The 19,326-nt window shown below is 61.3% G+C and carries 17 protein-coding genes and 1 other annotated feature; of the genes, 3 read left to right on the forward strand and 14 right to left on the reverse strand.

What is annotated here, in order from left to right; all coding sequences use genetic code 11:
• Positions 1-44: 44 nt before the first annotated feature.
• On the forward strand, positions 45-878 hold the full coding sequence (gene comER / locus B0G52_RS01380) for a late competence protein ComER (protein WP_094041715.1): 834 nt from the start codon (positions 45-47) through the stop codon (positions 876-878).
• Positions 879-1,162: 284 nt separating this feature from the next.
• Here the strand turns inward: comER and leuS are convergent, their stop codons facing one another.
• A complete protein-coding gene (gene leuS / locus B0G52_RS01385) occupies positions 1,163-3,598 on the reverse strand; it encodes a leucine--tRNA ligase (RefSeq protein ID WP_094041716.1) in 2,436 nt (811 codons plus the stop codon).
• 54 nt (positions 3,599-3,652) lie between these two features.
• Positions 3,653-3,899 (reverse strand) — a binding site (T-box leader).
• Positions 3,900-3,967: 68 nt separating this feature from the next.
• Positions 3,968-4,591: a TetR/AcrR family transcriptional regulator gene (locus B0G52_RS01390; RefSeq protein ID WP_158223529.1), complete on the reverse strand. Its 624-nt coding sequence runs from the start codon at positions 4,589-4,591 to the stop codon at positions 3,968-3,970.
• Between the two features lie 153 nt (positions 4,592-4,744).
• On the opposite strand from B0G52_RS01390, the gene B0G52_RS01395 reads away from it, so the two are divergent.
• Positions 4,745-6,982, forward strand: coding sequence for an MMPL family transporter (locus B0G52_RS01395; RefSeq protein WP_094041718.1), 2,238 nt, complete (start codon positions 4,745-4,747; stop codon positions 6,980-6,982).
• A 6-nt stretch (positions 6,983-6,988) separates the two neighbouring features.
• Here the strand turns inward: B0G52_RS01395 and B0G52_RS01400 are convergent, their stop codons facing one another.
• Positions 6,989-8,269: an adenylosuccinate synthase gene (locus tag B0G52_RS01400; protein ID WP_094041719.1), complete on the reverse strand. Its 1,281-nt coding sequence runs from the start codon at positions 8,267-8,269 to the stop codon at positions 6,989-6,991.
• A gap of 111 nt (positions 8,270-8,380) precedes the next feature.
• On the opposite strand from B0G52_RS01400, the gene B0G52_RS01405 reads away from it, so the two are divergent.
• On the forward strand, positions 8,381-9,271 hold the full coding sequence (locus tag B0G52_RS01405; protein WP_094041720.1) for a LysR family transcriptional regulator: 891 nt from the start codon (positions 8,381-8,383) through the stop codon (positions 9,269-9,271).
• A 116-nt stretch (positions 9,272-9,387) separates the two neighbouring features.
• On the opposite strand, the gene B0G52_RS01410 is transcribed toward B0G52_RS01405, so the two are convergent.
• The 11 genes from B0G52_RS01410 to B0G52_RS01460 form a co-directional block, all read right to left on the reverse strand.
• The gene (locus tag B0G52_RS01410; RefSeq protein ID WP_094041721.1) at positions 9,388-10,179 is read right to left on the reverse strand and encodes a class I SAM-dependent DNA methyltransferase; all 792 of its coding nucleotides are present in this window, start codon (positions 10,177-10,179) and stop codon (positions 9,388-9,390) included.
• Between the two features lie 109 nt (positions 10,180-10,288).
• Positions 10,289-11,224: a CvfB family protein gene (locus B0G52_RS01415; RefSeq protein WP_094041722.1), complete on the reverse strand. Its 936-nt coding sequence runs from the start codon at positions 11,222-11,224 to the stop codon at positions 10,289-10,291.
• The gene (rsfS, locus tag B0G52_RS01420) at positions 11,221-11,565 is read right to left on the reverse strand and encodes a ribosome silencing factor (RefSeq protein WP_094041723.1); all 345 of its coding nucleotides are present in this window, start codon (positions 11,563-11,565) and stop codon (positions 11,221-11,223) included. The genes B0G52_RS01415 and rsfS overlap by 4 nt, the downstream gene beginning before the upstream one ends.
• A gap of 3 nt (positions 11,566-11,568) precedes the next feature.
• On the reverse strand, positions 11,569-12,150 hold the full coding sequence (gene yqeK / locus B0G52_RS01425; protein WP_094041724.1) for a bis(5'-nucleosyl)-tetraphosphatase (symmetrical) YqeK: 582 nt from the start codon (positions 12,148-12,150) through the stop codon (positions 11,569-11,571).
• Entirely contained in the window at positions 12,140-12,727 is a 588-nt protein-coding gene (gene nadD / locus B0G52_RS01430; protein ID WP_094041725.1) for a nicotinate-nucleotide adenylyltransferase, read from the reverse strand. The genes yqeK and nadD overlap by 11 nt, the downstream gene beginning before the upstream one ends.
• Before the next feature lie 24 nt (positions 12,728-12,751).
• Positions 12,752-13,045, reverse strand: a complete 294-nt coding sequence (gene yhbY / locus B0G52_RS01435) for a ribosome assembly RNA-binding protein YhbY (protein ID WP_094041726.1) — start codon at positions 13,043-13,045, stop codon at positions 12,752-12,754.
• Between the two features lie 17 nt (positions 13,046-13,062).
• Positions 13,063-13,923 (reverse strand): shikimate dehydrogenase, encoded by an 861-nt coding sequence (gene aroE / locus B0G52_RS01440; protein WP_094041727.1) that lies wholly within the window; start codon positions 13,921-13,923, stop codon positions 13,063-13,065.
• 113 nt (positions 13,924-14,036) lie between these two features.
• Positions 14,037-15,158, reverse strand: a complete 1,122-nt coding sequence (gene yqeH / locus B0G52_RS01445) for a ribosome biogenesis GTPase YqeH (protein ID WP_094041728.1) — start codon at positions 15,156-15,158, stop codon at positions 14,037-14,039.
• Positions 15,148-15,684 carry a YqeG family HAD IIIA-type phosphatase gene (locus B0G52_RS01450; protein WP_094041729.1) on the reverse strand — a complete coding sequence of 179 codons (537 nt, stop codon included), beginning with the start codon at positions 15,682-15,684 and terminating at the stop codon, positions 15,148-15,150. The genes yqeH and B0G52_RS01450 overlap by 11 nt, the downstream gene beginning before the upstream one ends.
• A gap of 176 nt (positions 15,685-15,860) precedes the next feature.
• The gene (locus B0G52_RS01455) at positions 15,861-18,086 is read right to left on the reverse strand and encodes a transglutaminase TgpA family protein (protein WP_094041730.1); all 2,226 of its coding nucleotides are present in this window, start codon (positions 18,084-18,086) and stop codon (positions 15,861-15,863) included.
• Positions 18,083-19,324, reverse strand: a complete 1,242-nt coding sequence (locus tag B0G52_RS01460) for a DUF58 domain-containing protein (RefSeq protein ID WP_094041731.1) — start codon at positions 19,322-19,324, stop codon at positions 18,083-18,085. The genes B0G52_RS01455 and B0G52_RS01460 overlap by 4 nt, the downstream gene beginning before the upstream one ends.
• Between the last annotated feature and the right edge of the window lie 2 nt (positions 19,325-19,326).

Below are 19,326 nucleotides of genomic sequence, written 5' to 3' on the forward strand. Positions count from 1 at the left end.
AATGAATGAACGTCAAAGACGAGTGTTCTGTAGGAGGGACCAGGATGAAGATCGGCTTCATCGGTGCGGGTAGTATGGGAAGCTTATTGGTGGGGGCCTTCGTACGCGCCGGCGCGATGCAGCCGGACGACATCGTCGTCAGCTCCCGAACGCAAACCAGGCTGTCCGCTCTGGCCGAGCAGTATCCCGGCCTTCATATCGCCGCTTCGAACAGGGAAGCCGCGATCGGGGCCGATTATTTGTTTCTGTGCGTCAAACCGTTGGACTTCCGCAGGGTGCTGGACGAGATTGCGCCCGTATTAACCCCGGAGCAGATCGTCGTCTCGATTACGAGCCCCGTCAAAATCTCCTCGCTGGAGGAGCTGCTGTCCAGCAAAGTCGCGAAAATCATCCCCAGCGTCGTGAACGCCGTCGGCAGCGGAGCCTCGCTCGTCATGTGGGGAACCCGGCTTGCGGAAGAAGATAAGCGGGGGCTCTGGGAGCTGTTCGCCTCGATCAGCCGCCCGATCTGCGTCCCGGAGGAGGAAGTCCGGGTCGCCTCGGACTTGTCCAGCTGCGGTCCGGCTTTCATGGCGTTCCTGCTCGAGCAGTTCATTGACGCCGCGGTGCTGTCCGCTGGCATGGAGCGGGAGACGGCAACCGCACTGGCCTGCGAGATGATGCTGGGCACGGCGCGGCTGATGCTGGAACTCCCCTGCTCGCCCGCCGAGCTTCAAGCCCGGGTGTCGGTACCGGGCGGCATTACGGCCGCCGCCCTGGAGTCGCTGCGCAAGTCGACCCGCGGCGCGTTCCTGCAAGTGCTGTACACGACGCACGAGAAGTTCGCCGAAGACCTCGACCGCGTCGACTCCTCCCTCTTCCCCCGCGAGCGCACTTAGCCGCGGGGTAGAGCGGGTTTCGCCCACATAGGCCTCCCTCACGTCTGGCCGTTCATGCAGAACGGTTACAGTCCCTCCCTTTGCGCATTGAGTTCCGCCTGACGCTATCCCCCCCTTTCGTCCGATATACGAGGAAAAACAAAAACGCCGCCCGACCTCGTCCCTGAAGACGGAGTCAAGCGGCGCGTGCTTCGCGCTGCGATTATTGTATCGTTCCTGCGTTCCTTGCAGTTTCGCCATTGGGCGGCCGCTCCTATTTCGAGGCAGCGGGCCCGAGGCTCAAGTTAATTGGCGACGATGTTGACGAGCTTGCCCTTGACGGCGATCACTTTGCGAATCGTCTTGCCGGAGATCAGCTCCTGCACCTTCGCCGAGTCGAGCGCCTGGGCCTGCATGCCCGCTTCGTCCAGATCGGCGGCGATCTTCAGACGCTCGGCGATCTTGCCGTTCACCTGAACGACGATCTCGACTTCGGCGTCCACCGTAAGCGATACGTCGTACTCCGGCCACGGCGCGTAAGAGACGGACTCGGAATGGCCGAGCTTCTCCCACAGCTCTTCCGAAATATGCGGGGCGATCGGGGACAGCATCTGCACGAAGTCTTCCATCGCTTTTTTCGGCAGCACTTCCGTCTTGTAAGCCTCGTTGACGAAAATCATCATCTGGCTGATCGCCGTGTTAAAGCGCAAGCCTTCGTAGTCCTCGCCGACTTTCTTAAGGCTCTTGTGCCATACCCGACGGAACGCATCGTCTCCCGGAACGTCCTGGATTTTGCCGCTGAGGCTGCCGTTGTCGTCGACGAACAAGCGCCATACGCGGGCCAGGAAGCGGAATACGCCTTCCACGCCGTTCGTGTTCCAAGGTTTCGTCGCTTCCAGAGGTCCCATGAACATCTCGTACATCCGCAGCGTATCGGCGCCGAATTCGCCGACGATGTCGTCCGGGTTAATGACGTTGCCGCGGGATTTGGACATTTTCTCGTTGTTCGTGCCGAGAATCATGCCTTGGTTGACGAGCTTGTGGAACGGTTCCTTCGTGTTCACGACGCCGATGTCGTACAGCACCTTGTGCCAGAAGCGCGCGTAGAGCAAGTGCAGAACCGCATGCTCCGCGCCGCCGATGTACAGGTCGACCGGAAGCCACTCGCGCTGCTTCTCCGGCGAGCAGATTTCCTTGTCGTTCTTCGGATCGATGAACCGCAGGTAGTACCAGCAGCTTCCCGCCCACTGCGGCATCGTGTTCGTCTCGCGGCGGGCTTTGCGCCCGTTGCGCGGATCGACGACGTTCACCCATTCGGTCACGTTGGCAAGCGGAGACTCGCCCGTGCCGGAAGGCTGGATCGCGTCCACGTCCGGCAGCAGCAAAGGCAGCTCCTCTTCCGGAATCGTGTCCATCGTGCCGTCCTCGTAGTGCAGCACCGGAATCGGCTCGCCCCAGTAACGCTGACGGCTGAACAGCCAGTCGCGCAGACGGTACGTCACCTTGCCGTTGCCCTTGCCTTCCTTCTCCAGATGCGCGATCATCGCCTTGATCGCGTCCGCCGTTCCCAATCCGTTCAAGAACTCCGAATTGACCAGCTTGCCGTCGCCGGAATATGCCGCTTCCTCGACGTTGCCGCCGGCGACGACTTCCACGATCGGCAGGCCGAACTTCTTCGCGAACTCCCAGTCCCGCTCGTCGTGGCCCGGAACGGCCATGATTGCGCCCGTGCCGTAGCCGCCGAGCACGTAGTCGGCGATCCAGATCGGCACCTTCGCGCCGTTCACTGGATTAATCGCGTAAGCGCCCGTGAATACCCCGCTCTTGTCCTTCGCCAAATCCGTACGTTCAAGATCGCTCTTGCGCGCCGCCTGCTCGACGTACGCTTCGACGGCGGCTTTCTGATCGGCGGTCGTAATCGAGCCGACCAGCTCATGCTCGGGAGCGAGCACGCAGTACGTCGCGCCGAACAGCGTATCCGGCCGCGTCGTGAACACGGTCAGCGCAGCGTCGCGGCCGTCGATGGCGAACGTCACTTCCGCGCCGGTCGACTTGCCGATCCAGTTGCGCTGCATATCCTTGATGCTCTCCGACCAGTCGAGCTCCTCCAGGTCCTCCAGCAATCTTTCCGCGTACTCGGTAATCTTCAGCATCCATTGGCGCATCGGCTTGCGGATGACCGGATGTCCTCCGCGCTCGCTCAATCCGTCGATAACCTCTTCGTTGGCCAGAACCGTGCCGAGCGCCGGACACCAGTTCACCGGAACTTCCGCGACGTAGGCGAGCCCTTTTTTGTACAACTGAATAAAAATCCACTGCGTCCACTTGTAGTAGTCCGGGTCCGTCGTGCTGAACTCCCGGTCCCAGTCGTACGAGAAGCCCAAAGACTTGATCTGGCGGCGGAAGTTGTCGATGTTCTCGAACGTGATCTCGCGCGGATGGCGTCCCGTCTGCAGCGCGTACTGCTCGGCCGGCAGGCCGAACGCGTCCCAGCCCATCGGATGCAGCACGTTGAAGCCTTTCATTCTCTTGTAGCGGCTGACGATATCGGTCGCCGTATATCCTTCGGGATGGCCGACGTGAAGCCCCGCTCCCGAAGGATACGGGAACATGTCGAGCGCGTAGAACTTCGGCTTGCCCGCGTCCTCCGTCGTCTTGAACGTCTTGTTCTCGTCCCAATGTTTCTGCCATTTCGGTTCGATCTTCAGCGGCTGATAGCCTTGACCCTGTTCCTGTGCCATGTCGTTTAACTCCCTTTGTCAGTAAATAAAAAAGCTCCCGCCCCCAGCGTTGTCGCTAGGGACGAGAGCGTATCTCCCGTGGTACCACCCTAGTTGACGGCATCCTGCTTGGATGTCCGCCCACTCAGCCTCGTAACGAGAGGTAACGCCTTGCCTACCCGTCTTCGTCCGTTCGGCGTATCGAAAACGTTCGGCTCGGAGGCTCCAAGGCGAGTTCGTCGCATTCGTCAACCGGCTCGCACCAACCGCCGGCTCTCTGAAATAACGTCTTGCGAGTACTGATCCTTATCGCAGCCAAAGTATGCCATGATTATAGCCAATTCGCGCGATTCGTGTCAAGCCGACGCCAGGAGACGGAGGAAGCTCTCTTTACTTGCCCCCCGCCCCGTTCAAGAACAAATCCACGACGGCCGCTGCCAGCCGCTCGGGAGCAAACTCCTCTTCGCCGATCCGCTCCCGGCTGCCGATCATCAGAAGCGCGGAGAAAGCATGGGACAGCAGCATCGGATGCCCCGGCGGAATCTCTCCGCTCTCCATCGCCCTGGCGAATTCGGCGGCCAGCACCTCGTGAATGCGATGCTCCGCCCGGCGGATTTCGGCGCGCTGCTCCTCGCTCAGCGAAGGCAGAGCCTCCCGCATCAAGCTTTCGAACTCGACGTGGGCCTGCGACTTCGTCATTTTGGACAGGGCGATCTGCGCAAGACGTTCGCGCAAGCTTCCGTTTTCCCCGATGATCCGCTCGGTGACGGCGCTGATTCGCAGCATCATTTCCGTTACGGCGGCCGTGAACAGAATCGATTTGTTGGCGAAATAATAGTACACGGACGCCTTGGTGACTCCGGCGCGCTCCGCGATCATATTGATCGAGACCGGTTCGTAGCCCAGCTCCATAAAGAGGACCGATGCGGTCAGCAGCACCTTGTCCCTCATCGACGGACGGTTCGGTCCGCTCTTCGGTCTTCCGGGGGCGCGCTTGGAACGGGATGCGTTCATCGCCTTCCCCTCCTTCGTTCGAAATTTCGTCATTGCATAATTAACCTTCCGGTATATATAATTAATTTGCGATCCAAACCCATTATATCCGAAAATAGCAATACGATCAGCTTTCCTGAGGATCTCGTATCGAACGAAGGAGGATTACCCGCAATGAGCGACAAAGAATACCGCTTCGGAAACTGGGTTTCCGGCAAGCGAAGCAAGTGGATTACGCTTCTGGTCTGGATTGCCGCGGCCGGCCTGCTGAGCGCGCTGCTCCCGTCGGTGAACAGCCAGGAAATCAACAACGCTCCCAATCTGGATTCCGGCAAGCCTTCGGTACAGGCAGACGCCGTCGCTGCCAAAGAATTCCCCGGCGGGTCGGACATTCCGGCGCTTGTCGTCCTGCGCAAGGGAGCGGGACTCGCGGAGTCCGACCTGGAGGACGTCCGCAAGCTGACGGAGAAGCTGACCGCTTCCCCCGTCCCTTACCAGACGTCCGTCCCGCCTCTGCACGCGCTGCCGCCCCAGGCGCTGCTGGGCCAGCTGTCCGAGGACGGCAGCACGCTGGTCGTGCCCGTCCTGTTCGACAGGCAGGCGGACGCGGAACGGCTGAAGGAGGGAACCGGCGAGCTGAAGCGGGTGCTGACCGACATCGTCGGGTACGATCCTTTCGCCGAGTCCCGCGATTCCCAAGACAAGCTGAGCGCGCGCGTCACCGGCCCCGTCGGCATTCTGATCGACGCGACGGGCCTGTTCCAGAACGCCGACGTCAGCCTCCTCATCGGAACCGTTCTGCTCGTGCTCGTCCTGCTGCTGCTCATTTATCGTTCCCCGATTCTTGCGCTCCTGCCTCTCGTGGCGGTGGGCTTCGCTTACGGGGTCATCAGCCCGCTTCTCGGCTGGATGGCGAGCAATGGATGGATCGTCGTGGACGGCCAGGCGATCTCGATTATGACCGTTCTCCTGTTCGGGGCGGGAACGGACTACTGCCTGTTCCTCATTTCCAGATTCCGTCAGCTGCTGAAAACCGAACGAAGCAAAGCGAAAGCGCTGCTCGCCGCCATCACCGGCTCCTCGGGCGCAATCGCCATGAGCGGCTTGACGGTCGTCATTGCGCTGCTCGCGCTGCTGGCGGCGGAATTCGGGGCGTATCAGCGCTTCGCCGTTCCGTTCAGCCTGGCTATTCTGATCATGGGCATCGCGAGCTTGACGCTGGTCCCCGCGATGCTGGCCATCATCGGCCGGGCCTCCTTCTATCCGTTCGTGCCCAGAACGCCCGAAATGCAGCGGGAACGCGCCGTGCGCAAAGGCAAACCTGCCCCCGCCGCTCCCAAGGAGCCGCGCAACTGGGCCGGCAAGATCGTGACCGACAAACCGTGGACCGTGCTTGTCGTCTGCGTACTGCTTCTCGGAGGACTGGCGGCCGTTACGCCGCAAATTAAATTCACGTACGATCTTCTGTCGTCTTTTCCGAAGGATATGGAGTCCAGGGAAGGATTCGCCACCATCGGAGAGCAGTTCTCTCCGGGAGAGCTGGCGCCGGCGAAGATCATCGTCGACACGGAAGGACTGTCCGTCGATTTGTCCGCTAAGCTGGCCGCCCTGCCTTACGTCGACGTCGTATCCGAGCCCCAGGTGGGCCAATCGAACCCGAACATCGTCGCGTACGAGGTTCAATTCGATCTGAATCCGTATTCTATTGAAGCGATGAACCATATTCCGGAGCTGAGGACGGTCGCGGAACAGGCGCTGGCGGAAGCCGGGGTTCTCAGTTCGCAGGCCGGAATCTCGAGCCCGGAGACCCGCGTATGGATCGGCGGCCAGACTGCGGAGCAGTACGACAACAGGGCGACCGGGGAGCGGGACACGAGGCTCGTCATTCCGATCGTCATCGGGCTCATCTCCCTGCTTCTGCTTCTGTATCTGCGTTCCGTCGTTGCGACCGTCTATCTCGTGCTCACCGTCATCGTATCCTTTTTCTCCGCGCTGGGGCTCGGCTGGCTGATCGTTCATTACGGAATGGGGGCGGAGGCGATCCAGGGCGCGATTCCGCTGTACTCGTTCGTGTTCCTGGTCGCCCTGGGAGAGGACTACAACATCTTCATGATCTCGAGCATCTGGCAGAAGAGAAAGAGAATGCCGCTTAAGCAGGCGATCAAGGAAGGCGTCGGCGAGACGGGCGCCGTCATTACTTCCGCGGGGCTCATTCTCGCCGGAACGTTCGCCGTGCTGGCGACGCTGCCGATTCAAGTGCTCGTGCAATTCGGGACGATTACCGCAATCGGCGTGCTGCTCGACACGTTCGTCGTGCGGCCGTTCCTCGTGCCGGCGATTACGCTGCTGCTCGGGCGCCGGGCGTTCTGGCCGGGCAAGCTCGAGCCTGTCGGAGAGAAGGACGCTTCCTGAGTTAACCTACAACCGCCGTATTGTCTGGTTCCGATGAGGACCGACCGATACGGCGGTTATGTTTACGCCGATAGCCGACTCGATATAGGCAACGTAGCTTCTCGCTTCTTCGGGCAGCTCGGCGAACGTGCGGCAACCGGAGATGTCGCTCTTCCACCCCGGAAGCTTCCACAGCACCGGCTTCGCTCTTCGCAGCAGCGGCAAGGTCGGGAAATCGCCGCTGACCGTTCCGTCCGCCTCATACCCGACGCACAACGGAATTTCATCCAAGTAGCCGAGCACGTCGAGATTCGTCAGCGCGACCTCCGTCGCTCCTTGAATCATGCAGCCGTACCGGGTGGCGACCGTATCGAACCACCCTACGCGCCTTGGCCGGCCGGTGACGGCCCCGTATTCTCCGGCATCCCCTCCCCTGCGCCGCAGCTCTACGGCTTCTTCCCCGGCCAGCTCGGAGACGAACGGCCCCGCGCCGACGCAGGAGGAGTACGCTTTGACGACGGCCAGCACGCGGGTGATGGCGTACGGCGGCAAACCCGCACCGACCGCGCCGTGTCCGGCCAGCGTGGACGAGGACGTCGAATAGGGGTAGATGCCATGATCCGGGTCCCGCAGCGCGCCAAGCTGGCCTTCGAGCAGGATCGGCTCTCCGCTCGCCCAAGCCTGCCGGAGCAGCCTGGTCGTGTCGCATACGAAGGGAGCGAGCTTCCTTCCGAGCTCGACGAGCTGCCCGATCAAGCCGGCCGGATCCAAATCCGGTCTTCCGTACAGGTGCTCCAGCAGCACGTTTTTGGCCGCGTACGTCCGCTCCAGCTTGCTTCGCAAAATATCCTCGTGAAACAGATCCGCAACCTGGACGCCCAGCTTGGCGTATTTATCGGCGTAAAACGGCGCGATGCCGTTCTTCGTGGAACCGAAGCTTTGCGCGCCGAGTCTTGTCTCCTCCAGCTCATCGAGCAGCCGGTGCGCGGGAAGCACGACTTGGGCTCGCTCGGACAGCCTCACATTCGGTTTCGGAACTCCGCGCTCCTCCAGCCGCTCAAGCTCGGCCAACATCCGCTCCGCGTCCAGCGCGACTCCGGGACCGATGACGTTCACGGTCTGAGGATGAAACACGCCGGAAGGCAGCATGCGCAGGGCGAACTTCCCGTAATCGTTAATGATCGTATGCCCGGCGTTGCTTCCTCCTTGATACCTGACCACGTATGAAGCCTTCTCCGCGTACAGATCGGTCATTTTCCCCTTGCCTTCGTCTCCCCAATTCGCTCCTACGATCGCCGTAACCGTCATATTTCCCCGGCCTCCTCTTTCGTTTTGTCCATGCAAGGCTTATTATAGAGGCAGAGTTTTCATAAAAATAATTGATATTCCTAATACCCGATATAAATGGAGATTATGTCAATGGATACGAATACGGAGTGGTACCGCGTCTTCTACCGGACGGCGGTCTGCGGCAGCTTGTCCAAGGCGGCCGAAGCGCTGCACATTACGCAGCCGGCAGTCAGCCATACGATCAAGCAGTTGGAGCGCCAGCTCGGAACGCCGCTCTTCTTCCGGACGCCGAAGGGGGTGTTGCTGACCCACGAAGGGGAAGCGCTGTTCGCCTACGTCGAGCAAGCGTTCAGAATGATGGAAGCGGGAGAGAAGAAGCTGGCGGAAATGCGGGATCTCGAAAGCGGGGAAATCCATATCGGGGCGAGCGATACGCTGTGCAAGCACTATCTGCTGCCTTATTTGCGGAAGTACCGCGAAGCGCATCCGAAAGTGCGGATACACGTCACCAACCGGACGACCGACGAGACGCTCGGCCTGCTCAGGAACGGCCAGATCGATTTCGGCATCGTCAATCTTCCCGTCGACGACGGCAAAGTCGACATCCGGGAAAGCCTGGTCTTGCACGAATGCTTGATCGGAGCCCCCTCCAGCTTCCCGGATGCCGGAAAGCCTCTGCCTCTGTCGGAGCTGCACGCCTATCCGCTCATCCTGCTGGAGCCAGGGGGAAGCATCCGGCGATTCCTTGAGCGGTACGCCTCGTCCCATGGCGTCGCGCTGACGCCCGAGCTGGAGCTGGGCAGCATCGACCTGATCGTCCAATTCGTCCGCAGCGGGTTCGGACTCGCGTTCGCGGCGCGGGAATTCGTCGAGGAGGAGCTGGCGTCGGGACTCGTCGCCGAAATCCCGCTGCTCCCTCCTCCGCCGCCCAGACGGATCGGCATCGTCACGCTGAAGGGCACCCCGCTGTCCGCCGCCTCGAAGCGGTTTATCGCGCTGCTGCCTGCCGGGACGAAGTGAACCCGCGAGCGAATAAGTCCGTTGCATTCCGATAGAGACAAGCACGCGAAAGGGCTGCTTCCAAGTCCGACGGAATCGATGTTCCGTCCGTTTGACTTAGAAACAGCCCTTCTCTATTATTCCGGTTTGCGAGCGACGTAAAACAGCCTTTCCGATTCCGCGTTCGGCCTGTCCCACTTGAAGTCGGCGACCCGATGCAGCAGTTCGAAGCCGACCTGCTCCAACTCCCCGGCGATCCAGTCGGGATCGTACGCCCTCTGCACATGAGATTCCTCGAAGCGGCTGTACAGCGCGCCAGCCCCGGGAGCTGTCGCGTCTTCCCGGATGAAGAACGTCAGCGAATGCTCGATCTCCATCCGCTCCTCGTCGTAGTCGCTCGTCCACAAGTACGCCACATCCGGCTCGTCGTAGACGAACGGCTGCTCCTCCGCGTACCGCTCCAGCTGCCGCGGAGCGTGGACGTCGAACAGGAACAGCCCGCCGGGAGCGAGCCCCCGGTACGTCTGCCGGATCGTCGCCGAGACGTCCTCCGGCTCCGTCAAGTAGTTCAGGCAGTCGCAGAAGCTGATGACCGCGTCCGCCGGATGGGGCAGCTCCCAGTCCCGCATATCCTGCTGCAGCCAGCGTACCGTTCCCAGCTCGTCGCGATAGCCGCTGCGCGCCGGCGGTTCCTCCCACTTGCTGCGGGCGACCGAGAGCATCTCCGAGGAGATATCGATGCCGAACACGCCAAAGCCGGAGCGGGCGAGCGGAATCGACAGGTTGCCCGTGCCGCAGCCGAGGTCGACGACCGTCTGCGGTATGCCGTAACGATCCCAGCATTGACGAGCGAAGCTCAGCCATTCGGAGTACGGCATGTCCTCCATCAGACGGTCGTAGATGGCCGCAAATTGACGATATGTGCGCATGATTGCCGCAACTCCAGTCCGTAGGTTGAAATAGAAGCGGCCCAACGCATTGGGCCTGACCTCGCTGTGCCTGTTAGGTTAACCGATAGGGCAGTCCAGCCGGCGGGAATCAGGCGCTGCCGTCTTTCTCCGCCTCGTCGCCCGGCTCGTTCGCGGACTTCAGGTGCGTCCAGTTGCCCTTCTGCTCGATCAGCCCGTCCTTCAGCAGCTTGCCGAGCGCCCGCTTAAACGCGGATTTGCTGAGCTGGAACCGCCTCTGGATGTCCTCCGCGCTCGTCTGATCGGAGTAAGGCATCGCCCCGCCCGGACGTTCTTTCAGAAACGCCAAAATCCGGTCCGCGTCCTCCAGCCGGCCGACCTCCTTCGTCGCCTTGATGCTGAGCGACACCCGTCCGTCCTCGCGGACTTGCGTGACGCGGGCGCGGAATTTCTGACCGATGCGCAGCGGATGAACCATTGCGCCCTCGTTGATGTAGCCGAGCGCGCCGAAGCCGAGCACGCCTCCGTCGACGAGCGCGAATACGCCGTCGCGGAACACGTCCGTGACCCAGCCTTCCTGCCACTCGTTCTTCCAGGAGGAAGGCGCGCGGAACACGAGCGGCGCGAAATCGTCGATTTTGGCGAGCCGCGCCAGCATACGCCCTTCCTTATCGTGCTTCATGACGACGAACAACTCGTCCCCTGTCTGCGGCCATGCGTTTTTGCGCTCCGCGGGGAAAGACTTGACGGGCAGCAGAAGCTGCCGCCCTATGCCCATCTCCAGGAAAAAGCCGAAGCTGGGATGAAAGTCGGCCACCTTCAGCCGAGCCAGCTCTCCGAGCCGGATGAGCGGCTGGCGCAGCGTGGCGGTAATCCGCTCTTTGTCGTCGTGGAAGAGGAAAGCGTCGATGTCCGTCCCAACTTCCGGGCGATTCTCGACCGCCGCCTCGCCGTACGGAAGCAGCACTTCCGGCCCGTCCTCGGGACCGAAGCCGAGAAACCAGCCGTAGGGAGACACTTCTCTGCGAACGCGCAGGCTTTGCACCGTTCCGGCGGTCAGGTTCATACGATCTCCACAGCCTTCGCGTCGGACCACAGACGCTCCAGATGATAATACTCGCGCTCGTCCCGATGGAATATGTGGGCGACGACGTCTCCCATATCCACGAGCACCCAGCGCGCCGTGTCCAAGCCTTCGGTGCGCACGCGGTATCCGGCCAGCTCGGCGTTTTTGCGAATTTCCGTCGCGATCGACAGCACCTGCGTATCCGAGTTGCCGTGGCAAATGACGAAATAGTCCGCCACCAGCGAAATTCCTTGCAAATTCAGAGCGACGAGGTCGTGCGCCTTCTTCTCTTCCGCGGCGTGAATAACCGTCTTAAGCAATTGTTCCGAACTTCCTGCCATGTCTCAGCCTCCGTTATCTTTTTGTTTCATTTGCATGATCAGATCGTTGCGCGCCAGAACGGTGAGCGGAAATATCCGCTTGCCCCGTTCGATCAGCACTCCGATGGTGGAACCGAAAGCCGCCACAAGGGCTTCCTCCATACTATGTTCAGCCCGTTCGCGGATGATTTCGACTCCGGGATAGTTTCTTCCGGGCTCGATATAATCCGCCAAACAGACGATTTTGTCCAGCTTTGTCATGCCTTCGCGTCCCGACGTATGGTACCGGATCGCATCCAGCACTTCTTCATCGTCGATGCCGTGCTCGGCGCGAACCGCCCAGGCGCCGACGTGCGCGTGCCACAGCTCCTTGTCGTGCTCCAGCAGCTCGGCGGGCAATCCGTGCAGCCGAATGACGGCTTCCATCCGTTCGATCGCCCACGCCTTGGAATAGTCGTGCAGCAAGGCGGCCAGCTCGGCCTGTGCCGGATCTCCGCCGTAGCGCTTCGCCAGCTCGATCGCCGTATCCACGACGCCCAGCGTATGCCTCCACCTTTTGTCCGGCATCTGCGCGCGGGTCGCTTCCCTCAGCTTGTCAAGATTCATATAATCCATTCCTTCGGATGTAGTCGATCACCGCATCGGGCAGCATGTAGCGAACGGAACGCCCTTCCCGGATTCTGCGCCGGATATCGGTGGAGGAAATGCCCATCGGCGGCATCTTCGCACGGGTCAGCTTGCTCCGGACGTACTCCGGCAGCAGCGCGTCGTCGCTCGGCTGATCCGGCCTCTCCAGCCCGACGAAGACGACCGTCGCGGCCAATTCCTCGGCTCTGCGCCAATTCGGCAGATCGCGGATCATGTCCGAGCCGACGATCCAGTGAAACCGCGCGTCCGGATGTCTCCCGCGCAGCTCGGTTACGGTGTCGACCGTGTACGACGTTCCTTCCTTGCGCAGCTCGATATCCTCAACCCGGAACGCCGGATTGTCCACGATCGCCGCTTCCAGCATCTCGCGCCTGCGCGCCGCGTCCGTGCCCGGCTGAGGCTTGTGCGGCGGAGTCAAGGTCGGAACGAACCAGACTTCGTCCAGGCCCAGCGCGTCCCGCGCGGTCTCGGCGGCCAGCAGATGCCCATGGTGCACCGGATCGAACGTTCCTCCCAGCAAACCGACTTTACGCATGTCGCTCAGCCGCCTTCCTTATCGCTACCTGGGAAGCACGATTTCCTTGTGGTCGACGGATTCCTTGTACAGGACGATCGTCTTGCCGATCACCTGCACCAGCTCGCAGCCCGACTTCTCGGCAAGCTCTGCGCCGATCTCGCGCGGGTCCTCGTCGTTGTTGTTGAGCACGGATACCTTAATCAGCTCGCGCACTTCGATCGCTTCCTGGATGTGCCGAACGAGATTGTCGTTCGTCCCGCCCTTGCCGACCTGGAAGATCGGGGTAAGGTGATGGGCGAGCGAACGGAGATAACGTTTTTGTTTGCCTGTTAGCATTGGATTTCCCGCTTTCGTTAAGATTGCCCCGCTTGCCGAATCGTGAACGAAGCCAGCACGACTTCGCGCATGGCCGCGACCGGCGCCGGTTGGCCGGTCCAGTATTCGAAGGCGTAAGCGCCTTGGTAAATAAACATGCCGAGACCGCCATGGATGCGGCAGCCTCTCTCCTCGGCCCCGCTGAGAAAAGCGGTCTTGAGAGGATTGTAAATCAAGTCGCTGGCGACCGCGCCCGGCTTCATCCAGGACGGGTCCATCGGCAGCTCGTCGACGTTCGGCGACATGCCCACGGAGGTCGTGTTAATGACGACGTCCGCTTCCGCGGCGACGCTCCGCAGACCGCTCCACGGAACGGCCGATATTCCCAGCTCCGCCGGAAACGAAGCAGCCAGCTCGGCGGCTCTCGCTTCCGTGCGGTTCGCGACGAAGACGGCAGCCGGTCCTTCTTGCGCGAGCGCCCATAGAATACCCCTGGCCGCTCCCCCCGCTCCGAGCACGACGATCGTCTTGCCGGACAATTCGGGTTCGGCCTCTTCTTTCAGAGACCGGACGTAGCCGATGCCGTCGGTATTGTAGCCGATCAGCCGGCCGTTCTCGTTGACGATCGTATTGACCGCGCCGGCGGCCCGGGCGCCTTCGCTGATTTCGTCGAGATACTTCATCACTTCGACTTTATGCGGAATCGTCACGTTCAGGCCGCGGAAGCCGAGGCCCCGCACGCCCGCGATCGCCTGCTCCAGACGTTCGGGCACGACGTGAAAAGCGGCGTAAGCGCCGTTGATGCCGATTTCCCGGAACGCGCGGTTCAGCATGACCGGCGACTTCGAATGGCGAATCGGATCGCCGATCACTCCGAACATTAGCGTATGGCTGTCCATTGCTCGATCATTCCCCCTCTCCCGATGCAGCGGCCAGGGCGTGTATGCAACCTCCGAGGAAAGCAGCTGGTTTGCCTATACGCCCTAGGCCGTCCACGGGAATGAATCTCTCTCTACAATACGCTGTCACGCAGCATGACTTTAATCCCCTTGGGTGCATGAACATCGATGACGGCTCCGGTCGTGCCGTTCACCTGAATCCATCCCAGTCCCGAAATAAACACGTCCTGCTCCGCATTCCGCGGGACGCGCAGGCGGTGCCGGGTCCAGGCCGGGAACGAGTCCAAATCCTCTCGTCCGGGCGGGCTCAGCATCTCGCCCCGATGCTGGGCGTACAGCTCGTCGGCGCGCTCCAGCTTCGTCCGGTGAATCGTAAGCCCTCCGGACACCTGCGCCGTGAACGATTGACGTTCCCCCTCGATGAAGTCGAATCGGGCCAACGCGCCGAAGAACAGCGTCTGGCCGGGGTTAAGCTGATACGTCATCGGCTTAAGCGGCTTGTCCGGAAGCAGCGCCGCCAAATCCTTGCGCGGCACGATCTCCGACATTCGCCAATCGTAGACGATGCCCGGCGTGTCGATGATGCTCTTGCCGTCGTCCAGCGGAATGTGCACCGCGTCGAGCGTCGTGCCGGGATACCGGGATACGGTCAGTTCCCGCTTCAGATCGCTGTAGTCGGAGATAAGCCGGTTGATCAGCGTGCTCTTGCCGACGTTGGTCGCGCCGACGACGTAGACGTCGCGGCCTTGGCGATAAGTATTCACGGCGTCGACGACCCGGTCGAACCCGATGTTGCGGCGCGCGCTGCACAGCACGACGTCCGTCACCTTCAGCCCCTCTTCCCGCGCCTGCTTCTGCACCCAGTTGCGCAGCCGGTTCCAGTTCGTCACCGGAGGCAGCAGGTCGATCTTGTTCACGACGAGCAGCACCGGATTGTTGCCGACGAAGCGTTGCAGACCGGAGATCAGGCTGCCCTGGAAATCGAACAGGTCGACGATGTGGACGACGAGGCTGTCGGTGCCGGCGATGCCGCCGAGCAGCTTCAGGAACTCGTCCTGATCGACGGTAACGGAGGAAGCTTCATTATAATTTTTGATGCGGAAGCAGCGCTGGCATACGGCGCCTTCCTTGTTCAGCGAAGAGGCGGGCACGTACCCCGGCTTCTTCTGGTCTTCGCTTTGCAGCGCGATGCCGCAGCCCGTGCAGCGCGGAGGTCGATGCGGTTCACTTGCCATGCTGAGGTCCTCCCTTGTCCGGCCATAGCCCTTTCTTGCGAAGGCGGGCCAGCGCGATCTTCTCGATGCGGCGGTTGATCTGCGTCGCCCAGCCTTCTTCGGCCGGCGCGATCGGCGTTACCAATATCGTATGCAGCCCCGCGCGTCTTCCGCCGAGAACGTCGGTCAGCATCTGATCGCCGACGACGACCGCCTGTTCCGCGGGAAGCTCCATCAGCTTCAGGGCGCGCCTGAAAGCCGCTCCTGCTGGCTTGCGGGCTGCGGGAATATAAGGGATGCCGAGCGGCGCAGCGAACTTGCCGACGCGCGCGTCATTGTTGTTGGAAAGAATGACAACCCGAAATCCCCGCTCCTTGACGAGATCCAGCCAGCCGATCAGCTGCGGAGTCGCCAGCGGGGTTTTGGCGCTGACCAGCGTATTGTCAAGGTCCGTAATGATGCCGCGGATCCCTTGGGCGTGCAGTTCATTCAGATCGATCTCGTAAACGGTGTTCACGATCCGATCGGGAAGCAAACGCTTGAACATCTTGAATAATGGCTCCTGTCTGCTAGAGCGGGTTTGCATACACGCCCAAGCGGCTAATCTTCCTCAAAATATACCATACCCCATGCGGCCTTGCAAAAAAAACAACCTGCCTCGCGAGTCGCGGCCGATATGACCGAGATGACCGAGGCAGGCCGTTTCATCCATCGTTAGTCCGATTATAACGCTTTGCGGATTTTCTCCGATACTTCGTTAAAAGAGGTCAGAAGCTGGCCGTCGCCTTGGCCTTCCCCGTATCTGGCCTGCTCGAACAGCCTCACCGCGCCTTCGAATTCCGCGCTTAAGGACGAGAACTTGCGGCTCCACCGTCCGAACGTTTCGCGAATCGTCTCGTGCGACTCCCTGCGCAGCCCTTGGCGATGCAGGAAAGAGAGCAGCCGTTCCATCTCGCGCACGACTCGCTGATTCGGCGTCGTTCCGCGATGGCGAAGACGGCTCCATACGTTCCTCGCGCGGCGGCTCTTGACGACGAACAACGTTGCCGCCGCGGCGACCAGCAAGGCGCCGACAGAGACGCTGGTAATCAACAGCCAGTTGTTCTCCACGACGACAACTTCGGGTTCGACGGGAGACGCGTCAACCGGCGCGCTCGACTCGATCGGTTCCGGCGCGTTCGCCGGACGAGGCTGCGGCACCGAGAAGCCGGACGTCGGCTCGAACGGAATCCAGCCGTAGCCTTCGAAGTACACTTCCGCCCAGGAGTGGGCGTCGGCGTTCCGAACCGTGTACGTTCCAGCGCCGAGAGGATCGGGCTCCATGTCGGGTCCTCCGAAGCGAGCCCGCTCCATCGCGGCTTGATCGTATCCGGTCGCGTAGCCTTTCACCCATCGGGCGGGCAGCCCGATCGAACGAGCCATGACGACGAACGACGTCGAGAAATAATCGCAATAGCCTTCCTGAATCTCGAACAGGAACGAGTCGACGATATCCCCGTTCCGGTCGGATTGGCGGGACAGGTCCGGCGTGTTCGTGTACGGATACGTTTGTTTCAAATATTGCTCCAGCGTCTTGGCGCGGTCGTAGGCGTTCGAGGCACCGCTCGTCTGCTCCGCGGCCAGATCGCGGACTCTCTGCGGCAGATCGTCCGGCAGCTGCAAATACGGAGTCAGGTCGACGCTGCTCGGAGCGGAAGGATCGAGATTGCGCAGCGCCTCCTCGTCCAGCACCGCCACTTCGGACACGACCGAATACGTCTGCACGCGCGACGTCTTGCCCCAGCGCAGCTCCCATTCGGCAGGATCCCACCTGAGTCCGGCGTTGTTGTCGCTCTTGAGATCGGTCACCGCCGCGGCGGGTCCGGCAGTGAACAGGACGGGCAGCTTGTCTCTGCGCTCGATTTTCACGGTCTGAACGACCTCGATCGTCTCTACGCCCTCGGCTCGCGGCGGATCCAGCTCATAGCTTGGAACTTCGCTGCCGATCTGAGCCTGGACGAGGGCGGGATTTTTGAGATCTTCCCAGCCTTTGCCCGTATAGACTGATTTGCTCTCCCCGCGCCAGTAGCTGCGCTGGGAAGTCGTAACGGTCATCACGGGTGAATAGTCGAATTGGAACCCTCCGCCGATCTTGCGGTCGTCCCGGCTATAGCCGGACAAGGAGGAACCGCTGCTTCCCGGCGCGTTCGCTCGCTGCACGCCGCCTTCCCCGGAGAATACCGGAACCTCGCGTCCCTGGGCTTCCGTCCAGATCGTATAGGGGTCTTCCAGAATGATCGGAGCGCGCGGCATCACGATTCCGCTCACCAGAACGATCGTAATGATCAGAACGGCCGGGAACGCGATATCCAGCGGTCGTTCGGCCATCGCCTCCCAGCTGTCGGGATGACGGATTTGAAGCTGTCTGAGATGCAGAACGACGAGCCAGGCCAGGCCCGCGGTCACGATCCAGGCGATGTTGCGCCACAGCTCCAGCGGGAAGAACGAGTCGACGACCGCCATGACCATAATAGACAGCACGATGATCGCGATCGCCCCGTTTCTTCTGGAGCCGATCCAGCCCAGAACGTGAACCGCGAGCAGAACTCCCGCCGCCAACTCGAAGAACGGATGGAACTGGGCGAGATGGAACGACAGAAATCCGTCGATTTGTTCCCATGACCTCCAGCTTTCCGGCCACCCTCCCCATTCGATCGGTATTTTCCACACAATCATTCCGGCAATCGATCCGAGCTGCAAAATCAGTCTGACCCACAGCAGCCGGGTAAACAGCAACTCCGTAACCGCCGTTACGGCCAGCGCCCCGTAGATGACGGTGTACGTTTCTTCCCACCAATAATCGGAGAAGCACCGGATCAGCTGAAGCACGACGACAAGCGCCAAGAGTCGATGAAACCGCTCGAGCACGAGCCGTCTCCAGAACCGTCCGGACAACAGAAGCTTCTTCAAGCCGATGCACCCCCTAGAGCCTGGGGCAGCCTGTCCAACTCGTTCACCGAGATGAACTCCCACTGCTTGGCCTGGCACAGCAGCTGCCAGTTGCGAACTTTGGCGGCAGCCTCCGCGGGCAAATGCTTATGGCCGATATGGATAATGCTCGGAACCATTCTCTTGCTTTCCAGAGCGTTCATCGCCGCCGACAGCTGTTCGTCCGCCGCCGATCCGATGACGACGATATGAACGCCCGACTCGTAACGCTCCGCCACCTGGCACAGCAGCTGGCCGATCGGCAGGCTGCCGTCCGCTTCGACGTCGACCAAATGCTGGAACACCTCGTCCTTGGACACCGGCGTGCGTCCTTCCCCGTACCAGCGTTCGGTTTGCCCGGCCGACACGAAGCCGATCGGCATGCCCCGGGAAATCGTCAGCTCCAGCAAGGAAGCGGCAGCCGACACGGCCAGCTCGAACTGGTCCGCGTACGGGTAAGATTGGGCGTTCCGGTCCAGCACGAAGACGACCCGAGGCAGCGCCTCTCTCTCGAACTCCTTCGATTTCCATTGCCCCGTCTTCGCCGTCGCGTTCCAATGAATGCGCGACAGCCGATCTCCGTGAATGTACTCCCGGACCCCGTCGATCTGCGTCGTTTCCCTTGCCCACAAAGAAGTGAACGTATGATGGAACACGCCCCGCTGCGAACGGCGGAACAGCCGCCAGTCCTTCAGGGGAACGGTGCGGGGCAGCACTTGCACGTACAGCGGCTGATGAAACGAACCGCGATGCTCGAACAAGCCGAAGATGTCCCGCGTCGAGCAGTCGGTCTGCTGAAATTGATACCGGCCTCTGCGCAGCGGAGCAGTCTCGAACTGCACTTCGCCCCGCCGCTTGTAGTCCGGCACGAAAGACATCTCGTACAATTGCGCGTCGCCGCCGGTCGTGCGAACCAGCTTCTCCCGGACGATGACGTACGGGAGCGGCCAAAATCCCGGAATTTGCATGCGCAGCTTGACCTGCAGGCGCATGCCGGCGGTCAGCAGGGCGGATTGCCCGTCCCCGGCTTCCGTCAGCCGTACGCCCTGCACTCCGCCTATGCCGCTCCACCGTCCGAGCATCAAGTACACGCCAAGCGCGTTCAAGATCGTGAACAGCATAAGCGAAGTTTTGCCGCCTTGGAACAACAAATAACAGAGGGCGGTAACGTATAAGGCCGCGCTCAGCCACCAAGCGCGAGGCAGATGCAGGCGCGTCATGA

The sequence above is a fragment of the Cohnella sp. SGD-V74 genome (genome assembly GCF_003001675.1).
GTDB lineage: Bacteria > Bacillota > Bacilli > Paenibacillales > Paenibacillaceae > Cohnella.

Excerpts from the sequence above, each read along its gene's own strand:
- B0G52_RS01415 (WP_094041722.1), bottom strand. The coding sequence starts at position 11,224 with ATGAACCTGACCGCCGGAACGGTGCAAAGCCTGCGCGTTCGCAGAGAA.
- B0G52_RS01395 (WP_094041718.1), top strand. The coding sequence starts at position 4,745 with ATGAGCGACAAAGAATACCGCTTCGGAAACTGGGTTTCCGGCAAGCGA.
- comER (WP_094041715.1), top strand. The coding sequence starts at position 45 with ATGAAGATCGGCTTCATCGGTGCGGGTAGTATGGGAAGCTTATTGGTG.
- leuS (WP_094041716.1), bottom strand. The coding sequence starts at position 3,598 with ATGGCACAGGAACAGGGTCAAGGCTATCAGCCGCTGAAGATCGAACCG.
- aroE (WP_094041727.1), bottom strand. The coding sequence starts at position 13,923 with ATGGACAGCCATACGCTAATGTTCGGAGTGATCGGCGATCCGATTCGC.
- B0G52_RS01410 (WP_094041721.1), bottom strand. The coding sequence starts at position 10,179 with ATGCGCACATATCGTCAATTTGCGGCCATCTACGACCGTCTGATGGAG.
- yqeH (WP_094041728.1), bottom strand. The coding sequence starts at position 15,158 with ATGGCAAGTGAACCGCATCGACCTCCGCGCTGCACGGGCTGCGGCATC.
- B0G52_RS01390 (WP_158223529.1), bottom strand. The coding sequence starts at position 4,591 with ATGAACGCATCCCGTTCCAAGCGCGCCCCCGGAAGACCGAAGAGCGGA.
- B0G52_RS01400 (WP_094041719.1), bottom strand. The coding sequence starts at position 8,269 with ATGACGGTTACGGCGATCGTAGGAGCGAATTGGGGAGACGAAGGCAAG.
- yqeK (WP_094041724.1), bottom strand. The coding sequence starts at position 12,150 with ATGAATCTTGACAAGCTGAGGGAAGCGACCCGCGCGCAGATGCCGGAC.
- rsfS (WP_094041723.1), bottom strand. The coding sequence starts at position 11,565 with ATGGCAGGAAGTTCGGAACAATTGCTTAAGACGGTTATTCACGCCGCG.
- B0G52_RS01405 (WP_094041720.1), top strand. The coding sequence starts at position 8,381 with ATGGATACGAATACGGAGTGGTACCGCGTCTTCTACCGGACGGCGGTC.
- nadD (WP_094041725.1), bottom strand. The coding sequence starts at position 12,727 with ATGCGTAAAGTCGGTTTGCTGGGAGGAACGTTCGATCCGGTGCACCAT.
- yhbY (WP_094041726.1), bottom strand. The coding sequence starts at position 13,045 with ATGCTAACAGGCAAACAAAAACGTTATCTCCGTTCGCTCGCCCATCAC.
- B0G52_RS01460 (WP_094041731.1), bottom strand. The coding sequence starts at position 19,324 with ATGACGCGCCTGCATCTGCCTCGCGCTTGGTGGCTGAGCGCGGCCTTA.
- B0G52_RS01450 (WP_094041729.1), bottom strand. The coding sequence starts at position 15,684 with ATGTTCAAGCGTTTGCTTCCCGATCGGATCGTGAACACCGTTTACGAG.